This is a genomic window from Megasphaera paucivorans, from assembly GCF_900103535.1.
Taxonomy (GTDB): Bacteria; Bacillota; Negativicutes; order Veillonellales; family Megasphaeraceae; genus Megasphaera_A; species Megasphaera_A paucivorans.
Genome location: NZ_FNHQ01000004.1, coordinates 90,308 through 112,109, shown reverse-complemented (window position 1 = coordinate 112,109; position 21,802 = coordinate 90,308). Strand labels below are relative to the sequence as shown.

Genomic DNA, 21,802 nt, shown 5'->3' with positions numbered 1-21,802 from the left:
GGAACTATGTATTCTATTGATTTAAATAGTGATTTGGGAGAAAGCTTTGGTGCCTATACGATAGGAAACGACAAGGAGATATTGAAACATGTTACTTCGGCTAATATTGCCTGTGGATTTCATGCCGGTGACCCTGTTGTGATGGAAAAAACAGTAGCACTCGCTGTTCAAAATGGAGTTGCCTTGGGTGCACATCCGGGACTGCCTGATCTTGTCGGTTTTGGCCGGCGGAAGATTGACATAAAACCGGCGGATGCCTATGCTATAGTTCTCTACCAGGTAGGTGCCTTACAAGCGTTTGCTGCTGCCCAACGGGTATCGGTGCAGCATGTAAAGCCTCATGGTGCATTATATAATATGGCAGCGAAGGATCCGGCTCTGGCAGAAGCAATTGCCAAAGCTGTATATGCGGTAGATCCAAAGTTGATCTTATATGGTCTTGCCGGCAGCCAGCTTATTATACAAGCTGAAAGATTGGGATTGTCGACGGCTAGTGAGGTTTTTGCTGATAGAACCTATCAACAGGACGGTTCTCTTACTCCGCGTAGTCAACCCAATGCGATGATAACGGATGAAGAAGAATCTATTTCCCAAGTTCTGCGCATGATTAAAGAAGGGGTTGTCCGGGCACAAAATGGTCAGGATATTTCTGTGCGTGCTGATACGGTATGTGTCCATGGAGATGGAATGAAGGCCCTGGCTTTTGCTGATAAAATTCATCATACGTTGGAATTGCAGGGAATTCAGATCAAGTCATTTTGCTGAGGTGTTAGTATGAGTCAAATTGATTTTTCTATTCAAACATTGGGAGAAACAGCATTGTGTGTGTCTTTTGGACATGTTATTTCTCCTGATATACATAAGCATGTGCGTTCATTGGGGGAATTTTTGGAAAAAAATCCATTTTCCGGATTTCGTGAATGTATTTTATCATATACAGCAGTAACTGTATTGTATGACCCTTTCGTTGTACATCGGGAACATCAGAAAACAGAAACAGCAGCATTGTTTGTTGAGCAGTACATTAAAATGGCAATGGAAGCGGCCGAAAGAGAACCACTGCCGCCGGCTGCGGTCGTATCTATTCCCGTATGCTACGGAGGAGAATATGGGCCTGATTTGGATTTTGTTGCGCAAAGTCATGGCTTGACAACGGAAGAAGTAGTGGCGATCCATACGGAGAGTGAATACTTGGTATATATGATTGGATTTTGTCCCGGATTTCCATATATGGGGGGATTAGATGAAAGAATTGCTACTCCCCGCCGGCAAAGTCCGCGCTTGGAAATTCCAGCCCGCAGTGTCGGAATTGCTGGAATGCAGACGGGAGCGTACCCTTTGGCTACTCCCGGCGGATGGCAGATTATAGGGCGTTGTGCGGTGGATTTATTTACACCGGCAGGAGAAACACCCAGCTTATTAAAATCCGGAGATATTGTGCATTTTGTTTCAATCCAGGAAGAAGAATATGTGCAGATGAGGGGGGATACACTATGAGTATATTCGTCCTCCGTCCGGGAATGCTATCAACCTTGCAAGATCGGGGACGTCAAGGATATCAGAAGTATGGCGTGCTCGTATCTGGGGCAATGGATGAAGAAGCATTGCGGTTGGGAAATATTCTTGTTGGTAATGAACAAAGTGAAGCAGCCTTGGAAATTACCATGATGGGACCTGTATTGAAATTTTCTGAAAATTTGCTAATAGCCCTTACAGGGGCCGATCTGCAGCCGACGGTCAATGACACTGTGATACCCATGTGGCGTCCTGTTTTGATTAAAGCGGGATCAGTACTGCGTTTTGGGAGGCCTGTACAGGGATGCCGCACCTATTTATGTGTATCCGGCGGATATAATGTACCATCGGTGATGGGCAGTAAAAGCACGTATCTTAGAGCGGGGTTTGGCGGATTTAAAGGAAGAGCTGTACAGACCGGCGATGTTTTGGAGCTGGGAGAGATATCTTCTTTGGGACGCAGGATAACCCACTCTCTGGAAGATGCGGGGGTGTATAAAACATCTCGCTGGTATATACAGCCGGCCTATAGATTAAATTGTGAAAACGGACAGCCTATACGTATTACGAAAGGATTGCAATATAAGTATTTTTCAGAAACAGCCAAACATCATCTGGTTTCCAAAGATTTCCGCATTACTATCCATGCGGATCGCATGGGATATCGTTTGGATGGCTGCAAACTAGAACTTGCAAATCCGCTGGAAATGATTTCCGAGGCGGCAGTACAAGGAACGATACAAGTACCTGCTGACGGAAATCCGATCATTCTTATGTCAGATAGGCAAAGTGTAGCGGGATATCCTAAAATTGCACAAGTCAGTATGGCGGATATGAGCCGTTTGGCACAATGCAAGCCCGGTGAAAAGTTAAGGTTTTCCTTAATTACATCTCAGCAAGCCGAGGGACTGCTGCTGCAGCGGGAACAATATATTAAGGATGTTGCTGTTTCTGTATCTTATCGGTTTGCGTAATAAAAAATATATGTTCCCGTGCGCAAGCTGATGCGGGAAGAATGTGAGGACTATTGTGGACATGAAAGAAGTCGAAGCATTAATACGAATGCTTGAAAATTCGTCTTTGACGGAACTAAAGATAAAAGATAAAGATTTTTCTATTGAGTTAGTACGTGCTGCAGCCAAAACAGTTGCTGCAGACCATGCTGAAGACACTGCAGTGCTTCCGGCTGCAGTGTCTTCAGATGTGGAAAAAACAATTACAGCCCCGATGGTGGGAACTTTTTATACAGCAGCGAATCCCAACGCCGAACCCTTTGTCCGTGTGGGAGATGCAGTTACCGTTGATACGACGGTTTGTGTATTGGAAGCAATGAAAGTGTTCACAGAAGTTCCGGCTGATATAAGTGGAACAATAATAGAAATTCTTGTATCCGATGGGGATTTCGTAGAATATGGACAGCCTCTGTTTAAAATTAAAATTAAGTAGAGGAGAATTATTGTGAAAATAAAAAAAGTTTTAATTGCTAATCGAGGAGAAATTGCCGTCCGTATCATTAAAGCTTGTCATGAGTTGGATATTAAAGCTGTTGCAGTATATTCCACAGCAGATAAAATGGCTATGCATGTTTTGCAAGCAGATGAAGCGTATTGCATTGGACCGGCTCCTGCAGCTAAAAGTTATTTGAATGTGCCGGCCTTGCTTACCGTTGCAAAAGCAGTGCAGGCAGATGCGATTCATCCAGGATATGGCTTTTTAGCAGAAAATGCTGATTTTGCGGATGCCTGTACATCTGCCGGTTTTATTTTTATTGGCCCTGATGGAAATGCGATCCGCTGCATGGGAGATAAATCTCAAGCCCGGATGACGATGCTTCATGCTGCCGTTCCGGTGGTTCCTGGAACGGCAGATCTTATTCATTACATAGAAGAAGGAGAATTGGTAGCATCCCAAATCGGCTATCCTGTTCTCATTAAAGCTACTGCCGGTGGCGGCGGAAAAGGAATGCGCGTTGTTGAAAATGAACGCGATTTAAAAAAAGCGCTTCATGAGGCGGCTCAAGAAGCAACCCGTAATTTTGGCAATGGTGGAGTATATCTGGAAAAATATTTAACGCATGCTCATCATGTAGAAATTCAGATTATGGCGGATTCTTTTGGAAATGTAGTTGCCTTAGGCGAACGAGATTGCTCGACACAACGCCGTCATCAAAAAGTTATTGAAGAGGCGCCGTCTCCTATTATCGATACGGTGATGCGCCGTAAAATGAGTGATGCTGCTGTTGCTGCTGCCAAAGCGGTGCAGTACTGCGGAGCCGGTACGGTAGAGTTTATTGTCGATGAAAATAAACATTTTTATTTTATGGAAATGAATACACGTATTCAAGTTGAGCATGGTGTTTCGGAAATGGTAACGAACACGGATCTTGTTCAAACGCAGATCCGTGTAGCTGCCGGAGAACCGCTTCCATGGAGTCAAGAGGATATACATATAGATGGCTGGTCCGTAGAATGCCGAATTAATGCAGAAGATCCGTCAAACAAATTTATGCCAAGTCCCGGAAAAATAACAGCCTATGTTCCCCCCCAGGGAGAAGGAATTCGAATTGACTCTTGTGTGCAGGCCGGATCGGAAATCAGCCCCTTCTATGATTCGATGGTAGCTAAAGTTTTGGTCAAGGCACCTACGCGTGCGCAGGCTATACAAAAAATGATCCGTGTTCTTGATAATTTTCATATTGAAGGAATACAAACGACGATTTCGTTGCAGCGGAATATTTTAGCAGGAGAAGTGTTTCGAGAAGGAAAAATGGATACAAATTATTTAGAAGAACATTTGGATGAATACCTATCATAGGAATGTATGCATAGTAATTGCTATATCATGCTGCATTGTGCGATATGTGTAAAGGGACTAGTATCTAGTCCCTTTTTTGTATACTCGATGATGTGGTATAATGGAATGAAATGTTTTAAGAAAGAGGTATACGCTGGTGCAATTACTGAAAATGGAGCTGCGGGGATTCAAATCCTTCGCTGATAAGACAACGCTTGCATTTGATAAAGGTATTACGGCTATTGTCGGTCCTAATGGAAGCGGCAAAAGCAATATATCCGATGCCGTCCGATGGGTCATGGGAGAACAGAATGTTCGTCAGTTGAGAGGGCAGAAATCAGAAGATATTATTTTTGCAGGCACAGAAAAACGCCGACCTCAGGGAGCTGCCGAAGTGTCTCTTTATTTTGATAATACAGATCATTCTCTTGATCTGGAATTTACGGAAGTCGTTGTTACACGACGTTATTTTCGTTCCGGCGAAAGTGAATTTTACATCAATAAAAGACCTTGTCGGCTCAAGGACATACATATGCTTTTTGCAGATACAGGGATCGGGCAGGACTCGATGGCGGTCATCGGGCAAAATCGAGTGGATCGGATTCTTAATAGTAAACCGGAAGAACGGCGTATTATATTTGAAGAAGTTGCAGGTATCAGCCGATTTAAAGCACGAAAACAGGAAGGACTGCGGAAAATAGATGAAACAAATCATAATTTAGAGCGAATCCGTGATATGATGTCGGTATTGGAGGAACAAATCGGACCGATGGAAGAAGAAGCGAATCACCTGAAAAGCTTTCGCAAACTGGATAGTGAACGAATTTCTTATGAAGGCACATTAACACTGCAGGAATTGCGCAACGCGGAACGCTTGTTGACAAAAGCTGAAAACAGCCGTGCTGCGGCGATTACACAACGGCAAGATACGGCGGCAGCGTTAGCTAAGATAGAAAAAGAACATGAGAATCTCATGATAGTTATGGAGCAGGAAGGTGCGACACTTCGCCAGCTCGATGAAGCGGCTTCCTTGGCTTATAATGAACTGGACAGCATGAAAAACCGTAAAGAAGCAGGGCTTTTGAGGAAAAACGAGCTGGAAGAAGAAGAAAAGCAATTTATTCTTGAAGATGCACAAATACAGGAAAAAAGCACACAAATGGATTATCAGCGCCAAGAATTAGAGGCGCAGCTTTCTTCCAGACAAACCGAGCTGAATGCTGCCCGCAATGGATTTGCATTAACAGAAGAAATGTTCCGGCAAGCTGAAGAAAAGGCCCAGGCAGCAGAGCAAGCTTTACAGGATATTTCTGTACAAAATTCGCAGCGGCAGCAAAAATTGTTTGTTGTAAAACGGGATATAGAAGAACTGCAGCGCCGTATTTCTGAGAATCAAATACAGTGCACGGAATTAAAAAAAGCAACAACTGATCAGCAGATACAGAATCTAACCAAGCAGGAATGTCGCAAGGTGTTAGAAGAAAAATGTCTTATTGCAAAAAAAGCAGTAGAGGAGCTGACTGAAAAAACGAAGGAATTGCAGGCAAAACGGGAGGAAGCTTGCAAGGCACAGGAGGCAGCGGAGCAAAAATACCGTACAGTACATAATCAGACGGCCAGCTTGGAACAGCGAATTCGTGTTTTGGAAGGAATGGAACAAGAACACGAAGGAGCCGGGCGTACGGTCAAAGAGGTATTGAACGCGCAACAAAGCTGGCGCAAGGATATTTGCGGTATCGTTGGAGAATTATGCACGATACCACCTGTATATGCGGCGGCGTTAGATGTGGCACTAGGAGCTGCGGCCCGCTATATTGTAGCAGACAGTGAAAAGTCGGCAAAATCGGCTATTGCATATTTAAAAGAACGGCATGCCGGCAGGACAACCTTTTTACCGCTTGATACTATACGAGCAAAGGGACGCACAAGGGAAGAAGAACAGGCTGTTAAAGAACCCGGAATTATTGGTTTTGCGAATGATTTGCTGAAATTTGATACGGCCTATACTCCTGTATTTACGTCGCTGCTTGGGCGTACTCTTATTGCTGACACCATAGATAATGGTACTGTTACAGCACATAAATATGGTCATCGCCTGCGTATTGTATGTTTAGATGGAACTCAATTTAATGTGGGTGGGTCTTTAACCGGCGGCAGTATGCGCAATCGGGAAGGATCGCTTATCAGCAGGCGCGGTCTTTTGGAGGAATTACGCCAGCAGGAGGAAACAAATAAAAAGAAATTAGCCCTGCTGCAACAAACACAAAGTGAACTTTTGAATGTACGGGATGGTATTGCACAGCAATCAGAAAATGCTGAAGTACGTCATCAGCAGGCAACGTTGGATTGGCAAAAACTTTCCTGGCAGGCAGGCTCTGCAAAGAAAGAAGCTGAACAGGCGGTGTCTGCATTAGAACAGGCAGAAAAAAAACTTTCGATGCTGCAGGATGCCGGCCGTATCCTGCAAGATACACTGACTCAAAAAATGATGGAACAAGAACAATGGACTGGCAAACCTCGGCAAAATACAGAAAAGATGGAGTCAGCCTGCAGCACTGCGCGTCAGGAAATGGAAACCTGCCGGGCGGCTATGACAGAACGGCAAGTGGCATTAGCTACTTTGCAAGAACAAGTGAAGCATATACAAGAACAGTTAGAACAGAATAAAGAATGGAAGACACAATTGCAGGCAGATATTAAGCGCTTGAAGTCACGACGTGATATGCTGAATATACGCAGGCAGGAACTGGCAGATATGCTTGAACAGGTAACAGAAAATATTTTTCATAAAGAAGAAGAAACTAAAAAACGAAATGCAGATAAGGAAGCATTTTATCAATTGAAAGCAGAAAATTTCAAACAAAGTCAAAAATTGGACGAAACGATGAAAGAACTGCGCAATGAAGTGGAAAACTGGAATCAGCGGGTTAATACGGCAGAAATCCAATTAGAAAAATATCATGGAGAAATACGGCATGGTGAAGAACGACTGGCACTGCAAGGGCTCAGTCGTCAGGAGGCAATGGAACGGCGAAGAGAAGGCTCTCTTAAAGAATTGATGGATAAAGTCGCGTTTCTCAAAGAACAGATAGCAAAGCTAGGACAGATTAATCCTAATGCAGATGAAGAATATCGCAGGGCGGTAGAGAAAACGCAGTTTTTTACCAAACAATGTGATGATTTATTAGAAGCTAAACAAAAGCTGCAGACTGTAGTTTCGGAAATAGATACCGCAATGGCTAAACAATTTGGTCAAGCTTTTAAGGAAATCGGGGAACATTTTCAGCGTATTTTTACACGTCTTTTTGGCGGCGGCAGTGCCGAACTTCTGCTCACGGATGCGCATACTATTTTGAATGCCGGCGTTGACATAGTGATACAACCGCCGGGAAAAAAACAACAGCAATTAACATTATTATCCGGCGGCGAAAGAGCGCTCACGGTTATTGCCCTGCTTTTTGCTTTTTTAGCCTATCATCCAGCACCTTTTTGCCTTGTTGATGAAGTGGATGCAGCACTTGATGAGGCAAATGTAGAAAGACTGGCACGTTATATTAAAAATTACAGCGGCTGCACACAGTTTATTGTTATCACGCATCGCCGCAGGACGATGGAAGCGGCCAACACCTTGCAAGGTGTTACCATGGAAGAAAAAGGTGTTTCTCGCCTGTTGACCGTAAAAGTAGATGAGCTTTTAAAGGAAGGGGTATAATTATGGGATTTTTTTCAAAACTTAGAAAAGGTCTGGAAAAAACAAAAGGTTCTTTTATTAAAAATATTGAAACAGTGGTACTCGGGTATGCCAACATTGATGATGATATGTATGATGACTTGGAGGCGGTTTTATTAACCAGTGATATTGGAGTAGAAACAACGGATTATCTCATGGATATGCTTCGCACCGGGGTGAAAAATAAAAGCATCAGGGATACGAACGATGTAGTGCCATACCTTCAAAAATGTATTGCCGATTTGCTGAATGAAAATGCGGAATCGATAGACAGTCACAGTGATGCTGTTGAAGTTATTTTTATTGTCGGCGTCAATGGGGTAGGAAAAACTACGACAATAGGAAAATTGGCCAAATATTATAAGCAGCATGGGAAAAAGGTAATGATTGCAGCCGGGGATACTTTTCGCGCGGCGGCTGCTGAACAGCTTACAATTTGGGCTCAGCGGACAGAGGTTCCCATTATTAAGCATCGCGAAGGGGCTGATGCAGCGGCTGTTGTTTTTGATGCCACTGCCTCTGCCAAGGCGCATGGCATAGATATACTTCTTGTTGATACCGCAGGACGGTTGCAGACAAAATCAAATTTGATGGAAGAATTGCGTAAAATGGCCAGAGTTGCTAGTAAGAATATTGAAGGAGCACCGCAGGAAACATTGCTTGTTTTAGATGCGACAACAGGTCAGAATGCTGTTAGCCAAGCTAAATTATTTGGAGAAGTAGTGCCGCTTACCGGTGTGGTTTTGACAAAACTTGACGGAACAGCGAAAGGCGGCGTTATTTTATCGGTAAAACGTGAACTAGGAGTGCCTGTTCGCTGGATTGGCGTCGGTGAAGGCGTCGATGACCTGCGGCCGTTTGATGCGGCCGAATTTGCCGATGCATTGTTTGACAGAAATATCACAGAACGTGAAAAAGAGGAAAATGATGACTGAAAATACAGCAGAAATTCTGGAAATGGTGCATCAACTTAATGCAAATCAAGAGGCGGATTGTTCGGCGGCAGAAGAGCAAGCCATAAGTAATATTGTTGGTTTTGTGGGGGAACAGGAACAGAGAGCATTTGCCAGGATGCTTGTACAATATTGGAAGGATATTCCCAAAGGAATGGAACGTATTCCCCCGGAAATACGGCGTCGAGCCCGAGAAGAGGCGGAATGCAGGGGAATCCCGGAAGATATACTATGTATGGCTTGGCTTGTTTTTGATGGACCGGATTTCAATTCGGTCATGGGGAGAACGAAAGATTAAAAACACCCCGCAGTCAAAAGAATTGACTACGGGGTGTCGTATGGACATGACGGACAGCAAAGAGGAAGGCAGCATTGGCTATACGGTATATACTGCGTTGATTTTGCCGATATAAAATGTGTGTTCTGTATCGCCGTACCACTTTTCTCTTTCATCAGGGTTCAGACAGGCAAGATCCATTTTTCGTTCATATACTACAGAACATTCGAGTTGCAAGAAAGGACCACCGCCGATGACAGGAACAATACCGGTTTTTGGAGCTTGCAGGGTAATCCCGGCAGCTGCAAATTTATCGGTATCCCGTCCGGATTTGCTGCCGCATAAGGCCAAGGCGTCTTTGTAGGAGTCATCCATAGGGACGGATAATGTGAAGGCCTTGACGGCATTAAGATTTTCTTTGGAATATCGAGTTTGCCGTACCATAATAGTCACGGTGGGAGCTCCCCACATAATGCCCAGGCTTCCCCAGGAAACCGTCATAGTATTAGCTTTTTGACCATTGCTTGTGTTTAAAAAAGCACCTTTATTCAAACGATCATTAAAAATTTTACCATATTCACTAGCTTGTATCATTGATTATATACCCCCTGTCATTTGTTACTCGAATTATAGCATATTTGTCAAGCAAATCAAATAAAGGGGAAACACTATCGTAAAGAAAATATTTTAAAGAACGCAGGAGAGGAGCTTTTTCATATGTATGTAGGAAATATAAACCAATGGGAATCAGAAAAAAAATATATGCCAGATTTTTTAGTACCATGGATATCTAAATTGGCAGAAGCCGACATCCAAGCTTTTTTGCCGGGACGTCATGATTTGGGCAATGGAAATTTTATGAATGTTGATGAAGGGAAGACCATGGCAGCAGCAGAACAACTCATGGAGGCACATGAAAAATACGTGGACATACAAATGGTTATTTCCGGTAATGAATATATTGGATATCAGCCGTTGTGCAATGTCGGCGAATGCGTCGAACGGTATCCTGAATCCGATGGATACAAGTATGCACCTAAATTATCTGAAGATATAAAAATTCTTATGATACCGGGGGCGACTTTTGCTGTTTTTATGCCTGGTGACGGTCATCGGGCGTTATGTGCACCTGATGGTATTTCAAAACCGATACGCAAAGTTATTTTGAAAATACGCATTAGTTAGGAGCGATAGTAACATGAAATTATGGGAGGATGCAGGTTCGGCGCTGCAGAAATTGCGGTCAAAGCGGCCGTTGATCCATCATATAACTAATTTTGTGACGATGACCGATTGTGCGAATGCTACGTTGGCTGTGGGAGCTTCTCCGACCATGACGAATGCGGTAGAAGAAGTAGAAGAAATGGCGGCAGCAGCCGACGCATTACTGCTTAATATGGGGACTTTGCAGCATTGGACCGTAGACGCGATGCTGCTGGCTGGAAAAGCAGCAGAGAAAGCAGGTATACCGATTATTTTGGATCCCGTAGGGGCCGGAGGTACTGCATATCGCACAGAATCGGTATTGCGCGTAATACAGAATATACCCGTTACGATTATACGCGGTAATTTAAGTGAAATAATTTGTTTAGCTTATAAAAAAAGCGGTGTAAATCCAGGCGTCGACAATCATGAAAAAACAACTGTTGATATCTCTTTGATTACGAGGATTGCACAGCTCCTGGGAACTACGGTAGTTATTACCGGTGCAGCCGATGCCGTATCTGATGGAACACATAGTGTGGTGCTTGGGAACGGGTGCCCTATGCTGACCTATGTTACAGGGACAGGCTGCATGACGACATCTCTTATTGCTTCTTTTGCAGCAGTTACAGACCCATTTACGGCAGCAGCAGCAGGTACCTCCGTTATGGCAATTGCGGGGGAACAAGCACTGGCGGATGGGGGAAATGCCGGCCCGGGTTCTTTTCATCAATTGCTGTTTAATTCAATATATCAGTTCAAGGCAGACAGCTTTCATTTATATGGAAAGGTTTTGATAGAAAATGGAACAAAATGATTTGCGGAAATTAACACTTACAGCAATTTTCATCGCTATTGGTGTATTATTGGCACCTTTTTCTATTCCTCTGGGGGCTGCCAAAGCGTTTCCTGTACAACATATGATTAATGTACTTTTAGCGATTATGCTGGGGTGGAGATATTCTTTGACCGGAGCTTTTTGCATATCCTCTATTCGTATTGCCATGGGAATGGGGACCATTCTCGCCTATCCGGGCAGTATGATCGGTGCCGTATTATCCGGCATTCTCTATAAAAAAACGGGCTCCGTATGGGGAGCTGTTGTGGGAGAAGTATTTGGCACAGGCATTCTCGGAGGACTCATTTCGTATCCAATAGCTGCATTTATTCTTGATTCTCAGGCCGCAGCCTTTTTCTTTTTTGTATTGGCTTTTTTACCGAATACGATGCTGGGTGCTGCGTTGGGAGCTTTAATTTATAAATTTCTGCCCGTTCAGCAGGTTATGCATCGCATAATAAAATAGAGAAAAAAATAAGTTCCATTCTATTTTGTTCAAGAGATAGAAAAAAATTACAATAAAAGTTGTAATAAACCTGTAAAGCATTTGAAATATTATTGACATATATAGGTCTATATATTACACTATACAAAGTGGTACTGGAATGATAAAAAAAGTTTTTATTGCCTTAGCAGAGGTACGATATGACACAAGATATTAAGAAAAAAATACTTGCAGAAACGTTGAATAAATTAGATAAGCACGGACCCGATTTTCATATGGATGATTTGGCTCGGTGTTTGCGTATCAGTAAGCGAACATTGTATGAAAATTTCTCATCCAAGCAGGTCGTAGTGCGTGAAGCTCTTTTTTCTATTATGGATGATTTATATGAGCAGCATGCGCTGTTGCTGGCTGATAAAAATCTAAGTCCTGAAGAAAAACTGGTCACGTATTTTTCTATTCGTTCTCGTGTAACTAAGGTTTTTTCCATGAAAGAAACCACGCGGCTTTTTAAAAAAATGCCCGGTTTATATGACCTTGTGCAGGAACGGTCACGGCGAGATTGGAAACAATTGGAGCAATTTGTCGCAGAAGCACAGGAAAGCAATGAATTTGAGCATTTTGACAAGCAGCTTCTCATGCACATGCTGCACGGTACGGCAGTGGAAATTTTTGATCAATTTGATACATTGGATCAAAGTTATACATTTCCAGAATATATGGGGGCTTGCATCCGTATTGTATTGTATGGCATAAAAAAGAACGGAGGAAGATCAACGAATGATGAATACAAGTAGATTGTTAAAAACCGGATTGGCTGTTATTACCATTGCGGCTTTACTTGCCGGCTGCGGTGCTAATAAGGGACAACAGAAGATGGCCATCAGTGTGAATACATATAAGCTCACGGCCGAAGATACACCGGTTACGGCAGAATACAGCGGGATGGTCATCGCTACAGATAAGGTGCCCGTGCAAGCAAAAATATCCGGAAGAGTATTGGAAAAATATATTAAAGGCGGCGATACCGTTTCTGCAGGACAGCCTTTATTTCGCTTAGACAGCCGCCAGTATGATGCGGCATTGTCGCAGGCGAAGGCAACGCAGGCGCAGGCAGCTGCTAACCTTGCGAACCAGCAGATGAATCTGCGCCGTTACCAGACGCTGGCAGATCAAGATGCTATTTCGCAGCAGACCGTAACGGATCAGGAAGCCGCCACGAATCAGGAAAATGCTGTTCTCGAAGCAAATGCTGCTCAGGTACAGGCCGCGCAGGACAACGTGGACGATACGATTGTATACGCGCCGTTTTCCGGGAAATTAAATGTAGATGATGTTCCTGTAGGAACCTTTGCGACTGCAGGTTCTACGGCTCTGGTTACGATTTCCACACAGGATCCTGTGTACGTGGAATTTTCCATCAGCGAAGCCGAATATCTGCAGATGGTAAAAAAGAGTGCAGATGATCCGGGAAGCTGGGGCAATCATTTAAAACTTCGCCTCAGCGACGGCAGCATATATTCGGAAGAAGGGCACGTCGTTCAAATCAACCATGGGATGCAGAATAACAGCGGCGCGATTACGGTAAAAGCCGTATTTGCCAATCCGTACAATATGCTGATTCCTGGGTTATATGCGACGGTTATTTCCGACACACAAGTACAGCAGAAGGCGATTCTTGTTCCGCAGCGCGCGGTACAGCAAACATTAGGAAAATATTTTGTAGCGGTTTTGGACGAAAATGGTGAAATGCAGAATAAAGAAGTACAGCCGGGACAGCAGGTCGGTAAGTTCTGGATTATTAATTCCGGGCTGAAGGATGACGATACTATTATCGTCGATGGATATCAAAAGGCAAATACTGCGGGGCAGCTGGAACAACATTTGCTGACCAAAGCCGATATTGAAAATGGTGATGCCAAGGCATCACAGAGCTAGTATTAAAGATAGGGGGAAATACGAGTGATTTCGAAATTTTTTATTCACAGACCTATCTTTGCAATCGTCATTGCGTTGATGATTAGCATCATCGGTTTGTTGGCAATGGTGACATTGCCGGTAGCAAAATATCCGAAAGTAACACCGCCGCAAGTATACATATCTGCAACGTATTCCGGAGCTAATGCAGATGTTATCGGAACCACGGTAGCGTCTGTCATCGAACAGCAGCTCATAGGCGTTGAACATCTTGTCAATGTAGAAAGCAGCAGTACCGATAATGGTACATATAGCGCGACAATACAGTTTACAAATGGTTCTGACGGTGATATGGATACAGTCAATACGCAGAATAAAGTAAACCAGGTTACGGCATCGCTGCCGACGGACGTACAGAATTTAGGCGTTACCGTCAGCAAGTCGTCCAGTACGATGGCCATGGTTTTTTCGCTGGTATCGCCGAATAATACATATGATCAAGTTTTTATGAAAAACTATGCAACACAGTATTTTATGGATGCAATCAAATCTGTCCCCGGCGTTGGCGATGTGACAGAATTTGGGTCAGACTATGCTATGCGCATCTGGTTGGATCCAACTAAAATGGCAGTTCTTAAAATTACGCCGACGGATGTTTCTTCTGCTCTTACGACGCAGAATGTGCAGGCTGCCGTAGGAACGATTGGTACCAATCCCATCGGAAATAATCAGCAGTATCAGTATACACTGCGTACGGATGGCCGTTTAAAGACTGCTGACGAATTTAAGAAAATTATTATCCGGACTAATTCCGATGGCAGCATGATTCATTTAGGCGATGTTGCCACGGTGGAATTGGGTGCTAAAAATTATAATATATCAGGGTTATATAATGAAGGCGGCAAACAGATTTCCACTGCCGGATTTCGGGTCAGTCTGACCTCCGATGCCAATGCTGTACAAACGGTAAACGGTATTTCAAAGGTATTAAAAAAAGCACAGGAATCGTTTCCGCCGGATTTAGAATACCGTGTGGTTTACGATAGTACAGAATTTGTTAAAGCTTCTATCACAGAAGTTATTCATACGTTTATTGAAGCACTGCTGCTGGTTGCTTTTATCGTCTTTGTGTTCTTGCAAAGCTGGCGGTCTACTTTTATTCCGCTGATTGCAGTTCCTGTATCGTTGCTGGGTACATTCGCAGCATTTCAGGTGTTAGGTTTTTCTATCAATACCTTGACCTTATTTGCCATGGTATTAGCCATCGGCTTACTCGTCGATGACGCTATCGTTGTTATTGAAGCAGTAGAGTATGAAATAAAGTACAATGCCCGAAGTCCAATCGAAGCGACAGAGGAGGCAATGCGCAATGTACAGAATCCGGTTATCGGCGTAGCCTGTGTATTGTCGGCAGTTTTTGTGCCGGTCAGCTTTTTGGGCGGCATGTCGGGAATTTTGTATCGGCAGTTTGCTCTGACCATAGCCGTATCCGTCATGATTTCAGCGTTTGTAGCGTTGACACTGACTCCTGCTTTATGCGGTATGATGTTGAAAGTATATCGGCCGGAAGAAAGAGAGAAGGGAATTTATAAACTCTTTAATCGCTTTAACGATGGTTTTGATCGATTAATCAATTGGTATGGAAAAAAATTAGCTTATCTGCATATACACATCAAGTGGTGCGTTGTTTTTCTGGTACTCATCAGTACGATTACAGCGGGGCTGTTTAATGTTATTCCTACAGGCTTTGTACCGAGTGAAGATAACGGTTTTGCTATTGCCGATATCACCTTGCCGGAAGGGACGTCTCAGCAGAAAACCCAAAAGACCGTAAGCGAAGTAGCAAACTGGGTTGCAAAGCTTCCTAATATACAAGGGGTTATGGGGGTTACCGGCTATAGTATGCTGGCAGGAGCCCAAAAACCAAACGGCGGTGCCGTTATGATAAAAATGAAGGATTGGGATGAACGAAAAACGGCGGATTTATCTGTTGATACGCTAGTTAAAAATATCATGGGATATGGCATGAAAGCCGTTCCGCAGGCTACTGTTATGGCCTTTAACCCACCGCCGATCGATGGGATGGGCGTATCCAGCGGATTTACGTACCAGCTGGAAAATCGCGGCGGTCATACGACGGCTGAATTGTATGATATGGCGCAGAAATTTATGGGAGCTGCCCGCAAACGACCTGAAATCGGCTCCATCTATACAACCTTTACCAACGATACACCCGGGTATAATCTGGATATAGACCGTGAAAAAGTCCAAAAAGCCGGAGTATCTCTGAGTGACTTATATAATGTGCTGCAAATCTATTATGGTAGTTATCAGGTCAATGATTTTACTATTTTTGGCAAAAACTTCAAAACAATTATTCAAGCAAACCCGGCATATCGTAAAAATATAAACGATAATAAGTTCCTGTATGTAAAAAATTCCAGTGGAGAATTAATTCCAGTCAATGATTTTATTCAACCAAGGCCTATTGGGGCTGCATCTATTATTACACGTTTTAACGACTATCCTTCTATTAAGATCACGGGATCGCCGGCGAGTGGATATAGTTCAGGAGATGCGCTGAAAGCGTTAGAAGAAGTTTCTAAGGAAACCCTGACAGACGGGTATTATTACGAATGGGCAGGCATGAGCCGTGAAGAAATTGAAGCCGGAAATAAAACCTATTATGTATTTGGGCTGGCCTTGCTGTTTGTCTTTCTTGTGCTGGCAGCATTATACGAAAGCTGGAAAGTGCCGTTCGCTGTATTGCTCAGTGTTCCGACAGGCTTATTCGGGGCGACCTCCTTCATATATTTATTGCATCAGCAAAACAATATCTATTTCCAAATCGGTATTTTAGCGGTAATTGGACTGGCGGCAAAAAATGCGATATTGATTATTGAATATGCAAAAGTTCGTGTGGATGAGCGTGGCATGGATCCCGTATCGGCGGCTATTGAAGCGGCTAAGATCCGTCTTCGTCCTATCATTATGACATCGTTGGCCTTTGTTGTCGGGTCTATTCCGCTGGCGACAGCGACCGGAGCAGGTGCCGCTTCGCGTGTAACGATGGGGATAACCGTTGTCTTTGGTACCTCTGTGGCAACCGTACTGGGTGTATTTATTATTCCCATGCTGTTTATTATTATGGAAAACTTTGGACGCGGTGTAAAACGCCCGACAGGTAAACAGAAAAGTAAGATAGGAAGTTTGGAAAATTCGTAAGTATATCATAATAAAAAAGTGCTCTCCACCTTACATGGAGAGCACTTTTAATTATGAACAGTTATGTAAACAACAATAATCATATTACACTTTTGTTTTCAGCAGCTGTTCTTTTAAAGATACATATTTAGTTGTATAATATGGCTTCAGTTGTGCTTCCCGCAGGTCATACCCAAAGGAACGGCGGCTGATCGATAAGATTGGCGGACTTTGTATGCGCTTAGCAACCGCAAAACCGGAAACCAGTTTCCACCAGCGTTCCAAGTCATCAATAAATTCTTTAGCTGTGGGAAAGAGCGTATGAACGGAAATGCTGCAGCCGATATGTTCTTCCAGCGTTCCGTCTATATACCATTGCAGGATGGACTGTGGGGTAACACGATGCCAGTTTTCTACGAAAGACGCAAATAAATAATCATGATAGGGATAGATAATCGGGTCCCCTTGACCCTTTGCAATATCTTGACTAGCCGATAATTCTGCACTAGGGACGATATCGATGCTGCCTTTTGGAATAACGTCCCGATGAAATACGTTTTGATTTAAATATACTGCAAGAGCATACATTTGATGTTTCCATAAATCCGCAGTAGCGGATAAATAACCTGCATGATCGCCATATAATGTGGCATATCCCACCGCGGTTTCTGCTTTGTTGGCATTGCAGGTAAATACGCCGCCAAAGGAAGCCGCTACAGCAGCTAAAATTCGGCTGGAACGATCACGGGCCTGGATATTTTCTTCGATAAAACTAGTAAGTTCAAGATGAGAAACCTTTTTTTCACCGCTATATACTTCGGCCGTTTGAATTTGTTTACGCGTAAGTTCCAGACTATCTTGAACCGGAATGACCGTATATAAGCAGCCAATATTATCAGCCAGTGTTTTTGCTAAGTCCTTGGTAATAGAAGAATTGTAACAGCTAGGCATATTTACAAGCATAATTTGTGATGGCGGTAAAATGGCAGCATACAATGCGGCATTCACAGCAGAATCGATACCGCCTGATACACCGATAACGACTTTATTTACACCGATTGAAGAAAGAAAGGAGGTAATGCCGTAACGCAGACTGGTGTATATTTCCTCCGTTTCTTTTTTAGGAAGGTTTGTTTTTTTGGGTGAGGTGAATGTACGGGATATTTCATCATATTGTACAAAAGCCAATTCTTCCTCAAAAGGCTGGCATTCAAAATGGGGATTCCCTTCTTTTGTATAGGTACAGCTGGAACCATCAAACGTATATATATTCTTGCCGTTATTCTGTATTCCTGTGCAATTGACATAGAGCGTAGGCGCATGCACTTTTTTTATGGATTGTCCGAAAAGGCGGTGACGGCGCTGTGTTTTTCCTAAGGTAAAAGGTGAATTGGAAATATTGATAAACATATCGGGAGAATATTGTTTGCCTAAGAACGACATGGGTTTAAAAGGGTAATTTTCATCCCAGCTGTCTTCACAGATAAGCGGTCCAATGGTAAGATGTCGATTGTTTCCAAAATCAACACGGATAGGTGAAAACAGGTCTTCTACAAAAATATGCCGTTCCTGAGCGACTTCAAGAAGGGATGTGAAGTATCTGGAATCGCTGAATTCACGGTAATTCGGCAGCAATGTTTTAATATAAAACGGATAGGGTGAGGCATGCGGTGACAAAAACTCTTTATTTCTGGCAACAAACATGGCATTGTATTTTCTCAGATGTCCATCGAGATTCACACGGCCTGATTCACAGGCGACATTGCCAAATACAATGGTAATATCGGCAGAAAGCTGTCGAAGCTCTTCACCAAAAGCAACACATTCATCAATGTAATCTTGCTGATCCCAAACGTCGCCGATCAAATATCCGGGAATTGCCAGCTCAGGAAAAATAATCATATCACAACCGATTTCTTTAGCTTGTGCAATGTTTTTTTTCATCACCGTAACATTGTAACGCGGATCACCGGCATGAATATTCATTTGTGCAAGTGCTATGTTCAACATGTATATAGTACCCCCTATGGCATGGTAGATTCATGCCTTAATACTAACACAAAATAGTTGTTATTGCACTGATTAATTGCCGGGATAACGAATTATGGCGATATGGAAGCAATCTCCTGTCGTTACTAGTGTCAGTGGATTGCAAATGTAGTATAATATAAACGATAAGAAGTTACTATAGGGAGGTTGTTTTATAACTATGAAAACATTGCTGGTTACGCTGAACGCGAAATTTATCCATTCCTCGCTGGCATTACGCTGTTTGAAAACCAGTTGTGATGCGGCCGGGATTCCGAGCGTCGTAACAGCTGAATATACGATTAATCAAAATGTATATGATATATTACGGCATATGTATAGTTTCCATGCACAATGCATTGGCTTTTCCTGCTATATATGGAATATTGAAATGACGTATCATCTTATCCGTCTTATCAAACAGATAGACCCTGCCATCCGCATATTAGCGGGAGGTCCCGAGGTATCTTATACTGCACGAGAGGTACTGGAAACCTGCACGGATATTGATTATGTGCTGCAGGGAGAAGGAGAAGTTGTTCTTCCGCGTCTTATCCGGGAATGGGAAGAAGGAAGGGACGGTCTTTCTCTACCCGGTGTTTTAGGACGCCGCTGCGGCCGTATTGCAGGAGATGAATCCTTTTGCGAAGTAACACCGGATTTGGATGCACTGCCATTTCCGTATGTCGGAGAAGATTTATCAGCGCTTGATCATAAAATTATATATTACGAAAGCTCACGCGGCTGTCCTTTTCACTGCCAGTATTGCCTATCCGGGATGAGTGACACCGTACGTTTTCGTTCTGCATCTAAGGTTATTGGGGAATTACAGTGTTTTGTAGCAGCAGGAGTACGGCAGGTGAAATTTGTCGATCGTACATTTAATTGTAATCCCCGTCATTATCTGCCGCTTTTGCAATATATGATATCGGTGCAAGAGCCGGTAAACTTTCATCTGGAAATAGAACCCGGACTTCTTACGGAGGAAGATTTGACGCGTTTATTACAAGCTCCCAAGGGCCGGATCCAGCTGGAAATGGGAATTCAATCAACCTATGAAACGACATTGAAGGCAATTCACCGGTATAATGACTGGCCGCGCATAAAACATATCATGGAGATGCTCTTGAAAAAAGAAACGATCCATTTGCATCTTGATTTGATTGTCGGACTTCCCTATGAAGATTATGATCATTTACGAAATTCATTTAATGACATTTATGCGTTGCATCCCCATAAACTGCAAATCGGGTTTCTGAAACTCCTAAAGGGATCCGGGATCCGGCGCGATTATCCGCAGCAGTATCGATATGATCCATGCGGTCCGTATGAAGTATTGGCCACGGAGTGGCTTTCTTATGAAAAAATACAGTATCTTAAAGTATTTGAAGATGTGTTTGAACGTATATATAATTCGGGAAAATTCCGCTATACCCTTGCCTATTTAGAACACTTCTGTCATGATGAGTATATGCTCCTGTACGAACGTATAACGGACTGTTGGATAGAAGAAAAAAATGATACGGCCCCTATTTCTGATTATAATTTATGTTGTTTCTTTTGGCATTTTTTATGTAAGCAGGTATCTTGTCAAGCGCATCTCACGGTTCTGCGCGAACTAGTGAGCTTGGATATGCTGGTGTTTTTCCAGTTTCGCATAAAACCGGATTTTTTGAATTGGCAGGAAGCAGAACGCAGTGTGACGGATTCCTTATTTCGCAGTGAGGAAACAATGAGAAAATATATACATGCGTATACCTTTACGAACTGGCGGGATATAAAAATGCGGTATTACCTTTGGCCGGTTTCTAATGAAACGAAAAATGAATTAAAGCGATATACAAAAATGACGGAGGGAGCCGCATATATTCTTGCTGAAAAGCGCAGGAACGAAGTATGCTGGCAGTTGATTCCACAGGGGGAAATACAGTAATGGAACGATATAATACCTATTCAAAATATTTAAAAGACACCTATGGAGAGAAGGTATATAAACTGCCCATCAGTATTCCCGACACATGTCCTAACCGTGACGGAACACTGGGGACACGGGGATGTGTATTTTGCGGTACTATCGGGGCCGGATATGAAAATCTGCCGGCGTCTGTAACGATCGGACAGCAAATTGATGCTAATATTGCTCATATTGCGCCTAAATATAAGGCGTATAAATATATTTCCTATTTTCAAAACTTTACGAATACCTATTTACCACCAGATGTATTTCGCAACTATCTTGTAGAAGCCTGCCGTCCGGAAATTGTAGGTATTGCTGTTGCTACCCGGCCGGATTGTCTGCATCCGGAATATTTGGATATAATGGCAGATATCAAGGAAACATATGGTGTAGATATTCTTGTTGAGTTAGGATTGCAAACAGCCAATTATAAAACGCTGGGAAAAATTAATCGGGGACATACATTGGCAGAATATATTGATGCTGTTCTTATGCTGCAGCCCTATCCTTTTAGAAATTGCACACATCTCATATTGAATTTACCTTGGGATACAATGGAGGATGTCGTAGAGACAGCAAAAATTATTTCTGCACTGCCAACACACGAGGTCAAACTGCATGCACTGTACATTATTAAAAATACGGTAATGGCAGATTGGTATGAACAGGGAAAAATCACCTTGGCACCCGTAGAAGAATATGTGGATCGTGTTGTCACTTTCATTGAATATGTACGTCACGATATCGTTTTTCAACGGCTTATCGGGCGTGCGCCGCAGGAAGCGACAGAATTTTCAAATTGGGGAATGGGCTGGTGGAAAATACGAGATATGATTGATGCAGAACTGGAACAAAGGGATAGCTGGCAAGGTAAAACATGTGACTATTTACAAGGTAAAGCGGTACGTAAATTTTTAAGATAGCAGAAAAGAGGAATGCTCA

18 protein-coding genes are annotated in these 21,802 nt (G+C 43.1%); 16 read left to right on the top strand and 2 right to left on the bottom strand.

The genetic code is table 11. From position 1 onward, the window contains the following. The first annotated feature begins 6 nt into the window (after window positions 1-6). From BLR11_RS03105 to BLR11_RS03070, 8 genes are all read left to right on the top strand, one after another. Window positions 7-765, top strand: a complete 759-nt coding sequence (locus tag BLR11_RS03105; RefSeq protein WP_091648091.1) for a LamB/YcsF family protein — start codon at window positions 7-9, stop codon at window positions 763-765. Between the two features lie 9 nt (window positions 766-774). Beyond that, window positions 775-1,497 carry a 5-oxoprolinase subunit PxpB gene (gene pxpB, locus BLR11_RS03100; RefSeq protein WP_091648089.1) on the top strand — a complete coding sequence of 241 codons (723 nt, stop codon included), beginning with the start codon at window positions 775-777 and terminating at the stop codon, window positions 1,495-1,497. Beyond that, window positions 1,494-2,489: a 5-oxoprolinase subunit C family protein gene (locus tag BLR11_RS03095; RefSeq protein WP_091648088.1), complete on the top strand. Its 996-nt coding sequence runs from the start codon at window positions 1,494-1,496 to the stop codon at window positions 2,487-2,489. The genes pxpB and BLR11_RS03095 overlap by 4 nt, the downstream gene beginning before the upstream one ends. 61 nt (window positions 2,490-2,550) lie before the next feature. Next, entirely contained in the window at window positions 2,551-2,961 is a 411-nt protein-coding gene (locus BLR11_RS03090; protein WP_245675065.1) for an acetyl-CoA carboxylase biotin carboxyl carrier protein, read from the top strand. A gap of 12 nt (window positions 2,962-2,973) precedes the next feature. After that, window positions 2,974-4,329, top strand: coding sequence for an acetyl-CoA carboxylase biotin carboxylase subunit (gene accC, locus BLR11_RS03085; RefSeq protein WP_091648085.1), 1,356 nt, complete (start codon window positions 2,974-2,976; stop codon window positions 4,327-4,329). Between the two features lie 136 nt (window positions 4,330-4,465). Then, a complete protein-coding gene (smc, locus tag BLR11_RS03080; protein WP_091648083.1) occupies window positions 4,466-8,020 on the top strand; it encodes a chromosome segregation protein SMC in 3,555 nt (1,184 codons plus the stop codon). Window positions 8,021-8,022: 2 nt separating this feature from the next. Beyond that, window positions 8,023-8,973: a signal recognition particle-docking protein FtsY gene (gene ftsY, locus BLR11_RS03075; RefSeq protein WP_091648081.1), complete on the top strand. Its 951-nt coding sequence runs from the start codon at window positions 8,023-8,025 to the stop codon at window positions 8,971-8,973. Further along, window positions 8,963-9,289 carry a hypothetical protein gene (locus tag BLR11_RS03070; protein WP_143006393.1) on the top strand — a complete coding sequence of 109 codons (327 nt, stop codon included), beginning with the start codon at window positions 8,963-8,965 and terminating at the stop codon, window positions 9,287-9,289. Before ftsY ends, BLR11_RS03070 begins: the two co-directional genes overlap by 11 nt. A 78-nt stretch (window positions 9,290-9,367) precedes the next feature. Here the strand turns inward: BLR11_RS03070 and BLR11_RS03065 are convergent, their stop codons facing one another. Then, window positions 9,368-9,862 (bottom strand): flavin reductase family protein, encoded by a 495-nt coding sequence (locus BLR11_RS03065; protein WP_091648078.1) that lies wholly within the window; start codon window positions 9,860-9,862, stop codon window positions 9,368-9,370. Window positions 9,863-9,985: 123 nt separating this feature from the next. Between BLR11_RS03065 and BLR11_RS03060 the strand changes: the two genes are divergently transcribed. The 6 genes from BLR11_RS03060 (at window position 9,986) to BLR11_RS03035 (ending at window position 16,896) form a co-directional block, all read left to right on the top strand. Then, window positions 9,986-10,453: a NanQ anomerase/TabA/YiaL family protein gene (locus tag BLR11_RS03060; protein ID WP_091648077.1), complete on the top strand. Its 468-nt coding sequence runs from the start codon at window positions 9,986-9,988 to the stop codon at window positions 10,451-10,453. Between the two features lie 13 nt (window positions 10,454-10,466). Next, window positions 10,467-11,288, top strand: a complete 822-nt coding sequence (gene thiM, locus BLR11_RS03055; RefSeq protein ID WP_091648075.1) for a hydroxyethylthiazole kinase — start codon at window positions 10,467-10,469, stop codon at window positions 11,286-11,288. Next, the gene (thiW, locus tag BLR11_RS03050; protein WP_091648073.1) at window positions 11,275-11,775 is read left to right on the top strand and encodes an energy coupling factor transporter S component ThiW; all 501 of its coding nucleotides are present in this window, start codon (window positions 11,275-11,277) and stop codon (window positions 11,773-11,775) included. Before thiM ends, thiW begins: the two co-directional genes overlap by 14 nt. Before the next feature lie 179 nt (window positions 11,776-11,954). Beyond that, complete coding sequence (locus tag BLR11_RS03045) at window positions 11,955-12,551, top strand: TetR/AcrR family transcriptional regulator (protein ID WP_091648072.1); 597 nt, start codon at window positions 11,955-11,957, stop codon at window positions 12,549-12,551. Continuing rightward, window positions 12,535-13,692 (top strand): efflux RND transporter periplasmic adaptor subunit, encoded by a 1,158-nt coding sequence (locus BLR11_RS03040; RefSeq protein ID WP_245675063.1) that lies wholly within the window; start codon window positions 12,535-12,537, stop codon window positions 13,690-13,692. The genes BLR11_RS03045 and BLR11_RS03040 overlap by 17 nt, the downstream gene beginning before the upstream one ends. Window positions 13,693-13,716: 24 nt before the next feature. After that, entirely contained in the window at window positions 13,717-16,896 is a 3,180-nt protein-coding gene (locus BLR11_RS03035; protein WP_091648070.1) for an efflux RND transporter permease subunit, read from the top strand. 84 nt (window positions 16,897-16,980) lie between these two features. On the opposite strand, the gene nadE is transcribed toward BLR11_RS03035, so the two are convergent. Beyond that, window positions 16,981-18,885 (bottom strand): NAD(+) synthase, encoded by a 1,905-nt coding sequence (nadE, locus tag BLR11_RS03030; RefSeq protein ID WP_091648069.1) that lies wholly within the window; start codon window positions 18,883-18,885, stop codon window positions 16,981-16,983. Window positions 18,886-19,084: 199 nt separating this feature from the next. On the opposite strand from nadE, the gene BLR11_RS03025 reads away from it, so the two are divergent. Together BLR11_RS03025 and mnmL are read left to right on the top strand one after the other, a co-directional pair. After that, on the top strand, window positions 19,085-20,836 hold the full coding sequence (locus BLR11_RS03025) for a B12-binding domain-containing radical SAM protein (RefSeq protein ID WP_091648067.1): 1,752 nt from the start codon (window positions 19,085-19,087) through the stop codon (window positions 20,834-20,836). Then, a complete protein-coding gene (gene mnmL, locus BLR11_RS03020; RefSeq protein WP_091648066.1) occupies window positions 20,836-21,783 on the top strand; it encodes a tRNA modification radical SAM protein MnmL/YtqA in 948 nt (315 codons plus the stop codon). Before BLR11_RS03025 ends, mnmL begins: the two co-directional genes overlap by 1 nt. The last annotated feature ends 19 nt before the right edge of the window (window positions 21,784-21,802 follow it).

Bases quoted from the DNA above. Each gene is read 5' to 3' on its own strand.
- mnmL (WP_091648066.1), top strand. From the start codon at position 20,836: ATGGAACGATATAATACCTATTCAAAATATTTAAAAGACACCTATGGA.
- BLR11_RS03065 (WP_091648078.1), bottom strand. From the start codon at position 9,862: ATGATACAAGCTAGTGAATATGGTAAAATTTTTAATGATCGTTTGAAT.
- BLR11_RS03090 (WP_245675065.1), top strand. From the start codon at position 2,551: ATGAAAGAAGTCGAAGCATTAATACGAATGCTTGAAAATTCGTCTTTG.
- BLR11_RS03040 (WP_245675063.1), top strand. From the start codon at position 12,535: ATGATGAATACAAGTAGATTGTTAAAAACCGGATTGGCTGTTATTACC.
- BLR11_RS03025 (WP_091648067.1), top strand. From the start codon at position 19,085: ATGAAAACATTGCTGGTTACGCTGAACGCGAAATTTATCCATTCCTCG.
- thiW (WP_091648073.1), top strand. From the start codon at position 11,275: ATGGAACAAAATGATTTGCGGAAATTAACACTTACAGCAATTTTCATC.
- ftsY (WP_091648081.1), top strand. From the start codon at position 8,023: ATGGGATTTTTTTCAAAACTTAGAAAAGGTCTGGAAAAAACAAAAGGT.
- BLR11_RS03045 (WP_091648072.1), top strand. From the start codon at position 11,955: ATGACACAAGATATTAAGAAAAAAATACTTGCAGAAACGTTGAATAAA.
- BLR11_RS03095 (WP_091648088.1), top strand. From the start codon at position 1,494: ATGAGTATATTCGTCCTCCGTCCGGGAATGCTATCAACCTTGCAAGAT.
- pxpB (WP_091648089.1), top strand. From the start codon at position 775: ATGAGTCAAATTGATTTTTCTATTCAAACATTGGGAGAAACAGCATTG.
- BLR11_RS03070 (WP_143006393.1), top strand. From the start codon at position 8,963: ATGATGACTGAAAATACAGCAGAAATTCTGGAAATGGTGCATCAACTT.
- thiM (WP_091648075.1), top strand. From the start codon at position 10,467: ATGAAATTATGGGAGGATGCAGGTTCGGCGCTGCAGAAATTGCGGTCA.
- BLR11_RS03060 (WP_091648077.1), top strand. From the start codon at position 9,986: ATGTATGTAGGAAATATAAACCAATGGGAATCAGAAAAAAAATATATG.
- BLR11_RS03105 (WP_091648091.1), top strand. From the start codon at position 7: ATGTATTCTATTGATTTAAATAGTGATTTGGGAGAAAGCTTTGGTGCC.
- nadE (WP_091648069.1), bottom strand. From the start codon at position 18,885: ATGTTGAACATAGCACTTGCACAAATGAATATTCATGCCGGTGATCCG.